We start from the raw sequence: 14,541 nt of genomic DNA, 5'->3' as shown, positions 1-14,541 counted from the left end.
GCCGCTGTGCAAGTTCTTGTTGCCACCTTTCGCACAGTGGACCGCGGGTGCCCGGCCGGCACCCGGTCTTCCCTGCGCCCTCTTTCATTTTGGGGGTGACGCGACCAGCCAAAGCTCGGGCGAAATGCGCCGCGAGAAGGCGAAGCCGTGTCTGCGATCGAAAACCAAATGGCGAACGTGTCGCGCGCACCAATCCGTCACCGTCATCCAGGTGCTCGACCTGCGATGCATTCGCATCGCACGCCTCAACGCCTCAGGATGACGGAATCGATACTGTCGTCGCGGACACACCCTGATCTGCTTCGCGGAGTTCGCAGCGGCAACGCAAAAAAGCGTTGCAGCGCGTCTGGGACACGGAAAGAAAAATGACGAGTCCGTGAGAACGAGCACCCTCCCCAGCCCTCTTGCATTGGTCGCCGGCCTTGTAACAAAACTGTCATACAGCGAAACTAAACGATGCCGGGGGCCGCGACCGCGGCCGTTCGCCTCATCGCAGGAGAGACTTGATGCGCCGCCGTTCACTGGTGTTGCTGTCCGTCGGACTGGCAGCGCTGTCCACCGGATTTGCCTCCGCCCAGAACAACACGCCCCGCAACCTGATCCTGTTCATTCCCGACGGACTGCGCGCGCTGAAGGTCACACCCGAGACGGCGCCGGCGATGGCCGAGGTTCGCGACAAGGGCGTCAACTTCAAGAACCCGCACTCGCTGTTCCCGACCTTCACCATGGCCAACGGCTCGGCGATGTCGACCGGCCATTATCTCGGCGACACCGGCGTGTTCTCCAACACGATCTGGACCAACTACACCTCAGGTCCGGCCGGCGACACCGTGGTCCCCTTCATCGAGAACGACGCCGTGCTCGGCGACATCGACGAGCATTTCAAGGGCGACTATCTCAACGAAGAGACCGTCCTGAAGATGGCCCGCGACAAGGGCCTCAGCACGGCGGCGATCGGCAAGGTCGGCCCGACCTATCAGTTCGACCACACCGACAAGCCCGAGAAGCCCGGCCTGCATTCGCTCGTGTTCGACGACTCCACCGGCGGCAAGAACGGCGTAGCACTGTCGGACGAGGTCAAGGCGGCGCTGACCAAGGCCGGCCTGCCCCTCGCCACGCCGCCGCGCGGCGACAACAGCAAGGCGGGCGATGCCAAGACGCCCGGCACGATTGTCGCCAACGTCGCGCAGCAGGCCTATTTCGCCGACGTCGCCGCCAAGGTGGTGCTGCCGATGTTCAAGGCGCGCAACAAGCCGTTCGTGCTGGTGTTCTGGTCGCGCGACCCCGACGGTAGCCAGCACAACACCGGCGACAGCCTCAACCAGATCCTGCCCGGCATCAACGGGCCGACCTCGATGGCCGGCATCAGGAACGCCGACAACAACCTCGCCCAGCTCCGCAAGGCGCTTGACGAACTCGGTCTCGCGGCCACCACCAACATCATGGTGCAGGCCGACCACGGCTTCTCGACCATCTCCAAGGAGAGCAAGACCAGCCCCTCGGCCAAGGTCAGCTACGACGACACGCCGAAGGACTTCCTGCCGATGGGCTTTCTGGCGATCGACCTTGCCAAGGCGCTCGACCTGCCGCTGTTTGATCCCAACGACAAGAATGCGAAGGTCGAAGGCAATAAGCATCCGAAGGCCGGCAATGGCGTACTTGGCAAGGATCCGGAGAAGCCCGATCTCGTCGTCGCCACCAATGGCGGCTCGGACCTGATCTACCTGCCGAACAAGGACAAGAAGCTGGCAGCGAAAACGATCAAGGCGCTGCTCGATCAGGACTACGTCTCAGGCTTGTTCGTCGAGGACTCGCTCGGCCGCTTCCCGGGCACGCTGCCGCTGTCGAGCATCAATCTGCGCGGCAAGTCGGCGACGCCGACGCCGTCGATCGTCGTCAACTTCCGTTCCTATGCCAGCGAATGCGGCGAAGCGCCGACCAACTGCTCGGTGCAGGTCGCCGACACCGTGCTGCGCCAGGGCCAGGGCATGCATGGCAGCTTCAGCCGCGGCGACACCATGAACTTCATGGCCGCCATCGGTCCGGACTTCAAAGCCGGCTATGTCAGCGAGATTCCGGTCAGCAATGCCGACGTCGGCATGACCGCTGCCCAGCTCCTCGGCCTGCGCGGCTCGCAGAATGGCGGCCTCGTCGGCCGTGTGATGTCGGAGGCGCTGCCCAACGGCATCGTGCCGAAGGCGTACAAGAGCGTGGAGAGGTCGAAGAAGAAGTCCGAGAACGGTCTGGAGACCGTGCTCAACGTGCAGCGCGTCGGCAGCCAGCGTTATTTCGACGCCGCCGGCTTCCCGGGCCGCACGCTCGGCCTCGAGCCGGACACCGCCAAACAAAAAACGGCGGGGAAATAACCCCGCCGCTTCTTTCGCATCCTCAAGAGAGGCGCGGAATTCTTACATGCCGATGTCGAACACGTTCGGCAACTGGCCCGCCAGAGGCAGCGCGGTGGCGCCCAGGAAGGTCGCCACCATCGCCATCAGACGACGGTTGTTCTGGCGCTTGCCGCGCATCTGGCCGGCGATCCACTCCAGCATCTCGCTGTTGACCTTGGACGCATAGGACGGCGCCCAGCTCTCGATGTCGGACTCGGCCGACAGCGCGACGCTGCGCGGCGGCACCTTCAGGCCCGAGGCGCTGGCAGCATAATGGGCCACGGCCTTGGCAAGCAAATCGTCGAACCGGCCACCGTCGGTGCGCTCGGTCGCGGCCTCGTTGATCTCGAACAGCGCTTCGGCTTCGGCGCGACTGACCGGCTGGTCGTTGACGGCCGTAGCGGTGAGGATGCGGGTGCACCAGGCGGTGTCATCGGCATCGAGCGAGCGGGAAAAGTGGACCCGGCCCTTGGTGGTCGGGCCTTCGCCCGTGATCACGCCGTCGCGCACGATGGAGAGTGCATGAGCCGCGGTATCGCGGCAGGACGGTTCGAGGGACGGCGACTCAACAGACATATGCGCAGCGGCGGACATTAGTTCACTTCCAGATTTCTTCTGACCGACCAGCATTTTCATGCGGGCGTAAAGAGGTGGTTAACGATTCGATACGGGGATCGCGACTTTTCTCGATGGTTGCCAATTGGTCGCTACCAGGATCGTTTTGGTTCCATCAAACGTCGGGCGAGCGTGATGCGAGTCATAAAAGGCTTTATCGGGGCAATCGACACCGTGCGGCTCCGGTGGAGATGTTTCGTCGCAGGCGCGGCTGTAACAGAAAGGTGCTAGGAAATCGGCCCTTCAAAGAAGGAATTCACATTTTACTTGAAGCGGTTCACTTGACGTTCACTTGTCCTCGCCAAGCCCCTATACTGACGGCGACGGCAAAAAATGAATTCCCAAGTAAATTCAATGCGATGAGGTAAAACCATGACACTTCCGATCGGCGCCACCGCCCCTGACTTCGAAGCCGAGACCACCGAAGGCAAGATCAAGTTTCACGACTGGATCGGCAACAGCTGGGCGCTGTTGTTCTCGCACCCGAAGGACTTCACGCCGGTGTGTACGACGGAGCTCGGCGCTCTCGCCAAGTTGAAGCCGGAATTCGACAAGCGCGGCGTCAAGCTGATGGGTCTCTCGGTCGATCCGGTCGATCGCCATGCCAAATGGTCGGAAGACATCAAGGAGACCCAGGGTGCGGCGCCGAACTTCCCGATGATTGCCGATACCGACTACAACGTCTCAAAGCTCTACGGCATGCTGCCGGCCGCCATCTCGGGCGATCCCCTTGTCCGCACCGCCGCCGACAACCAGACCGTCCGCAACGTCTTCGTCATCGGTCCCGACAAGAAGATCAAGCTGGTGCTCGTCTATCCGATGACCACGGGCCGGAACTTCCAGGAGATCCTGCGCGTCATCGACTCGCTCCAGCTCACCGCCAAGCATCGCGTCGCGACGCCGGCCGACTGGTCGCAGGGCGACGACGTGATCATCGCGGGCTCGGTTTCCAACGACGAGGCCAAGACGATCTATCCGCAGGGCTGGAAAGAGCCGAAGCCCTACATCCGCATCGTGCCGCAGCCGAAATAAGCTCTGGCCGTTGCGCCGGGCAGCAGCCAAGCATCATCCCGGGAGCATATCCCCGGGGTGATGCTTGGAAGATGAAACTCCGCTCCTGTGTCCCGTATATTGAGAACACACTCAACGCGACACATCCTCGATCATGCCAAGCCCGCCGCCCGTCATCGTCTGGTTCCGCGATGACCTCCGCTTGTCCGATCATCCCGCCCTTCACGCTGCCGCGAACACCGGTGCGCCGGTTATCTGCCTCTATGTGCTCGACGACGCGGCCGGGCGTGCGCCGGGCGGCGCGGCGCGCTGGTGGCTGGCGCAATCGCTGCGGGCGCTCGGAGCCGACATCGCCAAGCGTGGCGGATCGCTGATCCTGCGCAAGGGGCCGGCAGCCAGGGTGATCCCCGAGGTGGCGCGCGCAATCGGAGCCACTGCGGTCTACTGGAATGGGGTCGCGCAGGCGCCGCATCAGTCGGTCGAGAAAGCGCTCGAAGCGGCGCTGGCAAAGCTGGGCATCGACTCGCATATCTTCCCCGGCGACCTCCTGGTCGCGCCCTCGGCGATCCGCAACAAGGAAGGTCGGGGCCTGCGCGTATTCACGCCGTTCTGGCGCCGCGTGCTGGCGCTCGGCGATCCGCCAAAGCCGCTGCCCGCACCGAAGGAGCTGCGTGCGGGTCCGAAGATCACCAGCGATGCGCTGGAGAGCTGGAAGCTCGAGCCGAGCAAGCCCGATTGGGCCGGCGGCCTGCGCGAGAGCTGGGAGCCCGGCGAGGCGTCCGCGCGTACTCGCCTGCGCGACTTCCTCAAGCACACCGCGCACAGCTATGCCGGCGATCGCGACCGCCCGGACAGGGAGGGCACCTCAAGCCTCTCCCCGCATTTGAGGTTCGGCGAGCTCAGCCCGCGCCAGGTCTGGCACGCCGCGCGGTTCGCTGCGGCCGAGAACCCAGCGATCGGCCGCGGCGTCGAGAAGTTCCTGAGCGAGCTCGGCTGGCGCGAGTTCTGCCGCCACCTGCTGCACGATCACCCCGACCTCGCCACAGAGAACCTGCAGGCGAATTTCGACGGCTTCCCCTGGAAGCCCGACAAGACAGCGCTCGCCGCCTGGCAACGCGGGCGCACCGGCTACCCCATCGTCGATGCGGGCCTGCGCGAGCTCTGGCACACCGGCGTGATGCACAACCGGGTCCGGATGGTGGTCGCCTCGTTCCTGGTCAAGCATCTGCTGATCGACTGGCGCGATGGCGAGAGCTGGTTCTGGGACACGCTGGTCGATGCGGATGCCGGCAGCAATCCCGCCAACTGGCAATGGGTCGCCGGCTGCGGCGCTGACGCCGCGCCCTATTTCCGCGTGTTCAATCCGCAGCTCCAGGGCGAGAAGTTCGATCCTGAAGGAACCTATGTCCGGCGCTGGGTGCCGGAGCTGAAGGACATGCCGCCCAGGCTGATCCACCAGCCCTGGCAAGCCACGCCGATCGAGCTTACGAGCGCCGGCGTCACGCTTGGCAAGACCTATCCGCAACCGATCGTCGATCATGCCGAGGGGCGCGAACGCGCGCTCGCCGCCTATGCGAAGATCCGCAAAGGTTGAGCGTTGCTTTGACACAATTTTGAAACCCGCTATCGTCATCGCTCCATACAAACCGTGGGGGACGATATGGACGACGACAAGCCGATCACCGAACAGGCGCTGGACACCATCAGCACCGCCGTGGAAGCGACCAAGGAAGCCGCTGTCACCGCCGTCAAGAAGGTGAAGAAAGCCGCCAAGAAGGTCGCGAAGAAAGTAACGCCGAAGAAGGCAAAGAAGGCTTCCAAGAAGAAGGCCAAAAAAACCTCAAAGAAAACTTCGAAGAAAGCTTCGAAGAAGGCCGCCAAGAAGTCGTCGAAGAAGGCAGCCAAGAAATCCGTGAAGAAAGCTTCCAAGAAAGCTGCCAAGAAGAAAAAGGCCAAGAAGGCCAAGCGCTGATCGCAGCGCTCAAGCGTGTCTCCGGGTGCGGGCGGCGCCCGGAGACGGCTCCCGCGCCCTACCCGCGCTTCCTGGCCGCGCGCCGGCCCGGGTGATGCTCGCCTTGCGGATCGCGGAATTCGCTGCGATGGCCGCGCCGGTCCTCCTTGGCGAAGCGCCGCCGCTTCTCGGGCGATCCGAACTGCTTGATCACCTTCCTGCCGTTGATCTTCTTGATGACATAGCCTCCCTCGGTCATCGAGAACGGCTCCTTCAGGGTTCCGTTGTGGTCGAACCTGGTGCCGCGGGGATGCTTGAACGGTTCGAACCAGGACGGATAGACGAAGTTCGACATCGGAAAGCCGTTGACGAGGAAGGAGTCCTCCTCCACGGCGTCGCAGACCTCATAGGCGTATTGAGTGTTCCTGTTCTTGTCGGCCCAGAGATTGGCCATGGGATCGAGCACCATCTCGAACAGCTCATGCGACGCTGCCAGGCTGACCGGATCGTCCGCGCCGAGCGCCTTGAGGAAGATCTTCGAGATCGGCTGACCGCGATGCGTCAGCTCGTGCCGCCCGAGGAAGTTCTTGTGGGTGGCGTCGTCGAAATAGACGAGTTGCCAGTCCGTTGGTTTCGGCTTCCTCGTGACATCGAGATCGACGGGATAGCCCCAAACGGGCAGGAAATGCTCGTCGTAGCATTTCTGGAGCGCGGCGGTGAGCCTCGCCATCATCCGGTCGCTCATCATCTCTTCCGCGTAGTTGATGCAGGCAATCCGGACCGGCTTCAGGGACCTGCCGAGCAGTGCGCGCCGCGCCTTCTTCATGGAAATCACCGTTCCGAAAGGGAAACTGAAATGCGTCCAGCCTAACACGAACGCGCCGCGCACGTCAGGGATGTATTCCGGCCATTTGGTCTACCATTCTAGAAGCGCCGGTTGACCACGAACACCGCCGCCGCGCACATCACCATGCCGGCAATCGCCAGCGCGTCGAGCCTCTCCCCGAACAACAGATACGCCATCAGCGCCGTCACCGCCGGCACCAGATAGAACAGGCTCGCGACCGAGGTCGCCGCGGCATGACGGATCAGCCAGTACAACAGCCCGATCGATCCGATCGAAAGCGCCACGGCGAGCCAGCCCAGCGCGAGCACGAACTCCTGCGTCCAGTGCACGACGCGATCCTCGAACAGGAAAGCACCGATCGTGAAGAAGATCGTGACGGAGACGTATTGCACCAGATTGCCGGCGCGCCAGTCGATGTGGTTGCAGTAGCGGCGCTGATAGAGTGTGCCGAGCGTGATGGAGATCAGCGAGACCACCGAGGCGAGCCAGCCGAGCCCGGCTTCGCCGGTCATGGGGCGGCCGTGCAGGATCAGCACGACGCCGCCGAGGCCGAGCACGAGGCCGGCCCATTGCACCGGCGTCACCTTCTCGCCGAGCCAGCGGTTGGCGATGGTGGAGGTCAGGATCGGCTGCAGGCCCGGGATCAGCGCCGACAGGCCGGCCGGAATCGAATGCGCGATCGCGATCGCGGTGCCGCCGAGATAGAAGCCGTGGACGAGGATGCCGGCCACGGCGCTGTGCGCGATGCCTATACGATCGGGCCATTTCGGACGCGCGATCGCCGCGATGATCGCCATCAGGCCGACCACCACCGCCATGCGGATGGCGAGATAGGTCAAGGGATCGGCGTTGTTGATGACGTATTTGGTGCCGATGAATCCGGTGCTCCAGAGCACGACGAACAGGATCGGCGCGGCGCGCGCGGTCAGGGCTTCTTGATTATGGTTCATTGCCGCCCTCATTGCCCCACCGGGGCCTATGCGGCAATACGAATTTCCACGTGAGAGATGCTGCGCCGCGACAGAGAGCGGAAGCGCCGGATCAGTTCAGCCGCTCACCATTCTTCCGGACAGGGATCGATGATCCTCCAGAGATCGACACCGTTCTTGATCTTCTTCATGTCGGTGGTGAGCCCGCCATTGCGGCGGATCCAGTCCTTCACCGTATCAGGGTAATAGGACATCAAATCGGAGGTCCCCTCCGCGCTGGTGACCTTGATGCCGAAGGTGAAGGCCTTGTCGTAATAGGCCTGATGGAAGCCGAGGCTCGCGCGCGGCGTCACGCAGATCTTGTTCATCGGCACGATGCCGAGCACCAGGGTGCAGGCCGAGTTACAGATGCCGTCGATGATGACGCGCTCGCCCTTCTCGCGGACGCGCTTGTACTTGGCCTTGTACTCCTCGACGTAGCCGCCGTGGTCGCGTGTGATGTGCAACTCGGCGCGCGCCGGCGTGGCGGCGGCGATGCAGAGCAACAGCAGGCTCAGAAGCGTGATGCGCATGGCGGCGTGACGACGAAAGCCTTCAGGAATGGACCGGCCTCGAAGGACCCCCAAAGGGCCGGCAACAGGATTCTCAACCGAATTCTGTTTGGTCATACTTGTGTGGGGAATTCGTTAAGCATCCCGAAAAGGCCAAAAATGGGCAGCCACGGACGGCTATTCCGGCAATTCTGTCACACCCACCCGGGAATCTGCGGGATTGGCCTCGATTTACGGCCCCTGGACGGGTGTCCCGGCGGCTCGAACTGGCTATAAACGGCTCACCTATTCGAGCGGGTTCCGGAGAATCGAGATGAGCAAATTGAAGCTTGTAGCCGCGGTTGCTGCCTTGTCGGCCGCAATCCTAGCCCCTGGTCTCGCGGAGGCACGGGGACATCACCGGTACCATCGCTACGCCAACCCGCTGCCCTACCAGATCAGCTATGTGCATAATTACGGCCCCGGCATCGCGCCCGGCACCTTCGCCTTCTACGACGGCCCCTCGACCAATCACTGCTACCGGAGCGCCGCCGCCTATGTCGGCCAGGACCGCCGCCGGCATCCCTGCTACTGAGGGACGCCAGCGCGTCCCCGACGGGCGTCCCTATCTGGCGGCGCCCGTCAGCAGCAACTGCTTCTCGATTTCGTAAACCGGCAGCTTGACGAGGTCCTTGCCGATCTCGCCCTGAAGCGCCTTGCGCACCGCATCCGAATAGTCGGCGCGGATCATGCCGAGCGCGCGCGGTGAGGCCACCATGGTCAGGGCCGTGGTCTCGCCCGCGCTGACGGCAGCATCGAGCCGGCCGGCCAGGCTGCGCAGGAAGGCGCGCTCCGCCTCATCATGCCAATCGGTCTGCTCGACCGAACTGCGCGCGCCGCCGGCCGCGGGATGCAGCCGGCCCGGCGCATCGGTCCCTTGCGCGCTGGTCGAGGGATTGGGCTGCTCGTGCACCTCTTTGGTGTGGAGGTTCGGAAACATCCCATCGCCGAGGTTTTCCAGAATGAGTGCCTTGCGCCCATCGCACACGACCAGCCAGTCACCTTTGTTTAATCTCATCTTGTCCATTGCACAGCTCCAGGCAATCCGTGAGCCCGCCCTTCGATGTCCTCGAAAGCTAGGCCACGGCGACAAGACTAGGGACGAAGCCGCGCCGGTGAATTGCGCAGGATCAAGGATGCCGGAGACGTCCTGCGGAGGGCAGCGCCCGCGCAGCATTGGTCACGCGCCCGAACGTGAGATAGTCTCTCGAGGCCGAAGGTCAGGCCTGCGGCGGACTGGCTGAGGATTTGTTCATCAGCATTACATTTCGGTTCCGCCACAATTTGATCAGAACAACTTCGATATCCTGTACTGCGTAAGCGGAGAAAGACATCATGAAGATTAAGATTGGCCTCGTCGCCGCATCCCTGTTCGGTGCCATCGCGGCATCGCCGGCGGCGTCCGCCATGCCCATTGCACCCGCGCCTGCGACACCGCCGGCCTCCGGCGTCGAGCAGGTCCGCATGGTCTGCGATGCCTGGGGGCGCTGTTTCTGGCGTCCGAACGTTTATGGATATTACGGCCCGCGGCCGTACTACGGCCCCCGATATTATGGCCCGCGCTATTATGGCGCCCGCCCTTACGGACCCCGCCCCTACGGGCCCCGCTATTACGGCTACCGCGGCTGGTGACATCAAGAGGGGCCCTCCGGGGCCCCTTCGCTTTTGCGAGATCGTGAATGGCGACGTGATCCAATCTAGACCGGTTCCAAAACTGATCTAGATCAAGGACGCCGCGCGCCGTCCAGTCATGCTGTGCCGATGGTGGATTTTATTGTTTTCCGGTGCCCCCAGACGGGCATGAATGTGCAAACGCATTTGGAAAAGCAGCAGAGACCTGAAGGTCGTAGCTTCGAGTCCATCACCTGTCCCGCCTGCACGAGGCTCCACTTTATCGACCTCGCCACCGGCCAGCCGATGAACCGGGACCGTTGACGGTGACATCAATCCGTCCGGCCACGTGGCATGATGTCCGCAATACTACGGCCCGGAATCCGGTTTACTGAATCGTCACGTTTCGCCAATGATGGCGATGTACAGACGTTCATTTTATTGTCACATTTCAGCACCCTGCCGGACGCATGTTCTTCGACGCGCTTGCCCCCTCTTCCACCCTTCAGTTGGTCCGCTTTGCCGATGTCGACGCGTTTCGACCGGCCGAGTCGCTCGAAGATGCCCGGAGCATTCCGCTAGACGTCACCAATTTCGCGGCGGCGCGCGCGGTCGTGAACCTGCCGGCGTGCCGGATCATCGTCGCGAAGTCGTTTGCGCGCATCCTCGATACCTCCTACCGCGCACCGGGCGGCATGGTAATCCTGCCGATGACCGACGATCTGCGCGCGACGTCGAGCGGGCTGAATCTCGATGCACGCTTCTTCGCGGCCCTGCGCGGCAACCATGACTGCCATTTCGTCGAGCCCCAGATCAATTATCACGCGCTGATCATCTTCTCGCCCTTGCTCAGGGATCGCGGCTGGTTCGATCGTGCCGACAAATTGTGGGTCCGCGTCGCGGACCGCGCCGCTCAACTCCACGCCAGGCAGCTCGTGCTCGACATCCTGCGCACCGCCTCGGTCGAGCCGCACATGTTCGAGACGACGGAGGTCGCCGGACATCTCCAGGAGGGCCTGTTGCTCGCCCTCGATGATCTGTTTCGCATTGACCCGCTGGCGGACGGCGGCGCTCCGATTCCGGGCGCCCGATCCGCGAAGCTCGTGCAGCAGATCGACGATTATGTCGCAGCCTATCCGACCGCGCCGATCTATACGGCCGATCTCGCCGGTGCATTCGGAGTCTCGGTGCGGACTCTCAGCGGCGCGGTGACCAAGGTGCGCGGCATGAGCCTGCACCAGTACATCCGCCTGAAGCGGCTGTGGGCGACCCGCACACAGCTCCTCAGGAGCAGTGGTGCGTCGGTCGCCACATGCGCACGCGCCCAGGGCTTTCATCACCTCGGCGAGTTTGCCGCCGCCTACCGTGCGACCTTCCACGAAGCTCCTTCCGCCACGCTGGCGCGCGGCCGACAAACCGGTCTTTCGGCACACTGACCTCCCGGCGCCAGATGCCGGCCTCGGACTCGCGTTTTGAGCCCTGGAACCCGTTCCCTTGAGCCGCGTTAGTTTGCCAGGCACCCCGCGAATCCCAAACGCGGGGTTTTTCCGGCCGTCATCAAACCCGGTTCAAGGAAGCGAATGTCCATCAGCCGCAATCTGTTGTTCCTGATCATCGGCGCTCTGGTCGTCACCGCAGGCGTGCTTGGCTACAATCTCTACCAGGAGAAAAAGCAGCCCGACGGCGTCCAGATTAATGTCGGCCCCAATGGGCTGAAGATCCAAGGCAAGTAGACAGTCTATGCGGATTACGGCGGCCTGGTCCCAAAGCCCCGATGTGACAAAGCCCTGATCTGACACATGGCGCGCTCGGAGAGATTCGAACTCCCGACCCTCGGAATCGAAATCCGATGCTCTATCCAGCTGAGCTACGAGCGCCTCGGCCCTGGGATTGGGCCGAAACCAGAACCGCGGGACCGTGGCTGGCAGGCCAGCACGCCGGGCGGGGTTCGGGTGGGTTCGAATTAGCAGAGAGACTGACCAATAAAAAGCCCCACCCATCTCGTTTCGAGGCGGGTCGAAGGCGACGTCACCAGGTCGTGTTGAAGAGCCCGAAATGCGGCTGTTGGGCCACCAGCATCATCGGACGGCCCTGCTGCTGCGGCGCCGGATGAATCCGGGCGACCTTGCGCTTGGGCGGAACGTGAGGAGCCTGGACCTGAGCGACCTCCGCCTGCGGCTTGGCGTCGGTCCTCCTCGCCGCGGCGGTCTCAGCCTTGGGAGCCGGCGTGAACTGGGCAAAGGTTTCGCGCACCCTTGCCTTGGCCGACATCTCGGCCAGCACGTCCGCCTGCACGGGTTGCTGCGGCGCGGCCACGGCGGCCGTCTTCAGCGCAGGCGGGACAATCGTCGGCTGGCTGGTGTCAAGCACGACGCGATCCGGCAACTGACGATCCGACCGGATCCGGATCAGTGGCTGATCATTGCTTGCGATCGCGATCGCTTTGGCGACGGGCGCGGTCGGCCAAACGAAGTCCGCCCCGAACAACAGTGCGAGCAAGGCTCCACCGACAAACATGAAATACCGAAAGATGGGCATTGGCCGCACTCCACCCACCGCATCCCCGCGTGGGCACTTCGCCTTAACAGGCGATACTCTAATTAGTTCCTGCACCCAGCCTTGCGGTTCAAATGGCAACGCCGAGTTTTTTACCAAGGGGCACTGACCGTCACTTTTCCGCTACCGGCAAACGCCGCGCTTTACTCACGCCGTGCGGCAATCAGCGAACACTTCGCCTGATCGGCATTAACGTTGATGAAACCGACAGCCACGCGCACAAACGTTTTGCGGCTCTTCATGTGAACGGTATCAGCCAGCACACGGCTGCGGTTGGTGAGATGACTGCCATCGCGCCGTGCGAACGCGCAAACGATCTCCAGATCCTTTACGGCATAGTCATTGTCGTTTCGCAACGTGAAGGTCACCAGTGCCTTCGAGCCAAGCCCGCCGCGACGCCAGGTCTGCGATGAAATTCTGAGACGATCGATCTCTGCCGCAGTTGAAGCCTGAGCAATCGGCGAGACCACAGTTGCCACATCGCTGGCGGCAGCAGGCTCGACGGTAGCCGCGTCGGACTTCACCGGCTCGGTACTGCTTACTTTGGAGAGAGGCAGCAGCATCCAGACACCGCAGCCGACAATGAGGGCCGCCAGCCCCCATAGCAGGCCTCGGCCGAACGTGACGCTCGCGATCGTCACAGTCCGCGCAAGTCGCTGGCCGTTCCCGACAAAGCGTCCCAACCCGATCCGGTCAAACCTCGCACTCATGGGTATGTCACCGATGGCGGCCGAAGCATGTTCAACGACTGGGCCACTGCTTACCTTAATCGAGCAGACGAACTAGGGTTCCCGCGCAGATGCGAATCGATGAGGACTGTGGCGATCGTCAGCCGCCGTCGCTAATATGCGCTGCAACATCGAAGCCCCCGTTGGGAGAACATGAAATGCCTGTCGTCGTCACCTGGGATCACGTCCATCTGCGCAGCCCCGATCCGGAGGCCACGGCGACCTGGCTGCGGGACATTCTCGGTGGCGAGGTCGTGCGCGCACCGGGACGGATCGACGTGAACCTCGGCGGCGCAAAAATCTTCATCGCGCCGCTCGAGGGCGACAACGCCGTCAACCCGCCGCCCCCGCACCCGCATCAGGGCCTCGACCATTTCGGTCTCACGGTGAAGGACATCGACGCCGTCGCGGCCGAGATCAAGGCCAAGGGCGTCACCTTCACGCGCGAGCCGACCACGATCCGGCCTGGCGTCCGCATCTGCTTCATCCGCGGCCCCGAAGGCATCTCCATCGAGCTGCTCGAGCGCGACAAGAAATACACCTGACGCAACACGCATCAGGTATCGACGAGAAGCCGGGCGCGCTGCCGCCCGGCTAAGTCATGCTACCGGGCATAAAGCAGCGGATGGTCACGCCCATGTAGCCGTAGACCGGCCAGACCATGGTTCGGCCGACCCGGTTCGGCTCCGAGATCACGGCCTCCTCGGGCACGTCGACCCAGACGAGCTCCTGCTGCTGGCCGTCGAGCACATAGCCCAGGCGCGGGACGCGGACACGAAAATGTCCGTCCTTGCTTTCCCAGTCGGCGTCCGAGAGCGCCGAGCCGTCGGCATCGGAGCAGCACGGCCCCTTGCCGCTTCGCAATCCGTCGAACCAGGCCTTCAAATCGGCATTGGTGTTGACGAACTGCCCGCGATCGCGCGCGTACCCGAGCGGGGCAACGAGGGCGATCAGGGCCAAGGCACAAGGCAGGCTCGCCACGCTTGGCCAGCGTGTCGCGCGACTTGCCCTCCGGTGTTGGCTTTTGCAATTCGTGGAACGCGCACTGTACAGACGCGGCTCATGGCCGCCGGAATCGATCCAGTTGGTCACGTTGCTCTTGCTCCAGCACCCCGCGGCCAGTGCAACAATGGTTATGCATTTCGCGGGCCAGTTTTGATTCGCTCCAACTGGTCTCGCCCCGCAATGAGACGGTCATAGCCCTGTCGCAGACAAGCCGGGACAAGTACGGCTCGTCGGTCGGCGGCGCGCGTGGCCGGCCGGCAAACTGCCGCGTTGCGCGAGCGGATGCGCTTTGGCATAAAAGCACTACCGGT

At 63.2% G+C, this 14,541-nt stretch carries 17 protein-coding genes and 1 tRNA gene; 9 read left to right on the top strand and 9 right to left on the bottom strand.

Annotated elements, in window-relative coordinates; translation table 11 throughout:
- The first annotated feature begins 506 nt into the window (after positions 1 to 506).
- Positions 507 to 2,366: an alkaline phosphatase family protein gene (locus tag WHZ77_RS13870; protein ID WP_375314138.1), complete on the top strand. Its 1,860-nt coding sequence runs from the start codon at positions 507 to 509 to the stop codon at positions 2,364 to 2,366.
- Between the two features lie 42 nt (positions 2,367 to 2,408).
- On the opposite strand, the gene WHZ77_RS13865 is transcribed toward WHZ77_RS13870, so the two are convergent.
- Positions 2,409 to 2,981 (bottom strand): hypothetical protein, encoded by a 573-nt coding sequence (locus tag WHZ77_RS13865; protein WP_015685481.1) that lies wholly within the window; start codon positions 2,979 to 2,981, stop codon positions 2,409 to 2,411.
- Between the two features lie 393 nt (positions 2,982 to 3,374).
- Between WHZ77_RS13865 and WHZ77_RS13860 the strand changes: the two genes are divergently transcribed.
- The 3 genes from WHZ77_RS13860 to WHZ77_RS13850 all read left to right on the top strand — a co-directional run bounded on the left by WHZ77_RS13860 (position 3,375) and on the right by WHZ77_RS13850 (position 5,985).
- Positions 3,375 to 4,034: a peroxiredoxin gene (locus WHZ77_RS13860; protein WP_375314137.1), complete on the top strand. Its 660-nt coding sequence runs from the start codon at positions 3,375 to 3,377 to the stop codon at positions 4,032 to 4,034.
- Between the two features lie 133 nt (positions 4,035 to 4,167).
- Positions 4,168 to 5,607, top strand: coding sequence for a cryptochrome/photolyase family protein (locus tag WHZ77_RS13855; protein WP_375314136.1), 1,440 nt, complete (start codon positions 4,168 to 4,170; stop codon positions 5,605 to 5,607).
- Positions 5,608 to 5,673: 66 nt separating this feature from the next.
- Positions 5,674 to 5,985 (top strand): histone, encoded by a 312-nt coding sequence (locus WHZ77_RS13850; protein WP_375314135.1) that lies wholly within the window; start codon positions 5,674 to 5,676, stop codon positions 5,983 to 5,985.
- Between the two features lie 58 nt (positions 5,986 to 6,043).
- On the opposite strand, the gene WHZ77_RS13845 is transcribed toward WHZ77_RS13850, so the two are convergent.
- The 3 genes from WHZ77_RS13845 to WHZ77_RS13835 form a co-directional block, all read right to left on the bottom strand.
- On the bottom strand, positions 6,044 to 6,790 hold the full coding sequence (locus WHZ77_RS13845) for a hypothetical protein (protein WP_375314134.1): 747 nt from the start codon (positions 6,788 to 6,790) through the stop codon (positions 6,044 to 6,046).
- 98 nt (positions 6,791 to 6,888) lie between these two features.
- A complete protein-coding gene (locus WHZ77_RS13840; protein ID WP_375314133.1) occupies positions 6,889 to 7,761 on the bottom strand; it encodes a DMT family transporter in 873 nt (290 codons plus the stop codon).
- A gap of 104 nt (positions 7,762 to 7,865) precedes the next feature.
- Positions 7,866 to 8,312, bottom strand: a complete 447-nt coding sequence (locus tag WHZ77_RS13835) for a hypothetical protein (RefSeq protein ID WP_015685474.1) — start codon at positions 8,310 to 8,312, stop codon at positions 7,866 to 7,868.
- A 292-nt stretch (positions 8,313 to 8,604) separates the two neighbouring features.
- Between WHZ77_RS13835 and WHZ77_RS13830 the strand changes: the two genes are divergently transcribed.
- A complete protein-coding gene (locus tag WHZ77_RS13830) occupies positions 8,605 to 8,865 on the top strand; it encodes a hypothetical protein (protein WP_375314132.1) in 261 nt (86 codons plus the stop codon).
- Positions 8,866 to 8,895: 30 nt separating this feature from the next.
- On the opposite strand, the gene WHZ77_RS13825 is transcribed toward WHZ77_RS13830, so the two are convergent.
- Positions 8,896 to 9,357 carry a host attachment protein gene (locus WHZ77_RS13825; protein ID WP_375314131.1) on the bottom strand — a complete coding sequence of 154 codons (462 nt, stop codon included), beginning with the start codon at positions 9,355 to 9,357 and terminating at the stop codon, positions 8,896 to 8,898.
- A gap of 308 nt (positions 9,358 to 9,665) precedes the next feature.
- On the opposite strand from WHZ77_RS13825, the gene WHZ77_RS13820 reads away from it, so the two are divergent.
- The 3 genes from WHZ77_RS13820 to WHZ77_RS13810 all read left to right on the top strand — a co-directional run bounded on the left by WHZ77_RS13820 (position 9,666) and on the right by WHZ77_RS13810 (position 11,674).
- Positions 9,666 to 9,962, top strand: coding sequence for a hypothetical protein (locus tag WHZ77_RS13820; RefSeq protein ID WP_375314130.1), 297 nt, complete (start codon positions 9,666 to 9,668; stop codon positions 9,960 to 9,962).
- A 449-nt stretch (positions 9,963 to 10,411) separates the two neighbouring features.
- The gene (locus tag WHZ77_RS13815) at positions 10,412 to 11,377 is read left to right on the top strand and encodes a helix-turn-helix domain-containing protein (RefSeq protein ID WP_375314129.1); all 966 of its coding nucleotides are present in this window, start codon (positions 10,412 to 10,414) and stop codon (positions 11,375 to 11,377) included.
- Positions 11,378 to 11,521: 144 nt separating this feature from the next.
- A complete protein-coding gene (locus tag WHZ77_RS13810; RefSeq protein ID WP_015685469.1) occupies positions 11,522 to 11,674 on the top strand; it encodes a hypothetical protein in 153 nt (50 codons plus the stop codon).
- A gap of 67 nt (positions 11,675 to 11,741) precedes the next feature.
- Here WHZ77_RS13810 and WHZ77_RS13805 read toward each other — a convergent pair.
- The 3 genes from WHZ77_RS13805 to WHZ77_RS13795 all read right to left on the bottom strand — a co-directional run bounded on the left by WHZ77_RS13805 (position 11,742) and on the right by WHZ77_RS13795 (position 13,207).
- Positions 11,742 to 11,818 (bottom strand) — tRNA-Arg (locus WHZ77_RS13805).
- Positions 11,819 to 11,969: 151 nt separating this feature from the next.
- Positions 11,970 to 12,479, bottom strand: coding sequence for a hypothetical protein (locus WHZ77_RS13800; protein WP_375314128.1), 510 nt, complete (start codon positions 12,477 to 12,479; stop codon positions 11,970 to 11,972).
- A gap of 161 nt (positions 12,480 to 12,640) precedes the next feature.
- Complete coding sequence (locus WHZ77_RS13795) at positions 12,641 to 13,207, bottom strand: hypothetical protein (RefSeq protein WP_375314127.1); 567 nt, start codon at positions 13,205 to 13,207, stop codon at positions 12,641 to 12,643.
- Positions 13,208 to 13,383: 176 nt separating this feature from the next.
- Between WHZ77_RS13795 and WHZ77_RS13790 the strand changes: the two genes are divergently transcribed.
- A complete protein-coding gene (locus WHZ77_RS13790; RefSeq protein WP_375314126.1) occupies positions 13,384 to 13,770 on the top strand; it encodes a VOC family protein in 387 nt (128 codons plus the stop codon).
- Between the two features lie 49 nt (positions 13,771 to 13,819).
- On the opposite strand, the gene WHZ77_RS13785 is transcribed toward WHZ77_RS13790, so the two are convergent.
- Complete coding sequence (locus tag WHZ77_RS13785) at positions 13,820 to 14,317, bottom strand: hypothetical protein (protein ID WP_375314125.1); 498 nt, start codon at positions 14,315 to 14,317, stop codon at positions 13,820 to 13,822.
- Between the last annotated feature and the right edge of the window lie 224 nt (positions 14,318 to 14,541).

Source organism: Bradyrhizobium sp. A5 (assembly GCF_042076515.1).
Lineage (GTDB): Bacteria > Pseudomonadota > Alphaproteobacteria > Rhizobiales > Xanthobacteraceae > Bradyrhizobium > Bradyrhizobium cosmicum.
The sequence above is the reverse complement of the archived record's forward strand: the minus strand, read 5'-3'. Positions and strand labels throughout refer to the sequence as shown.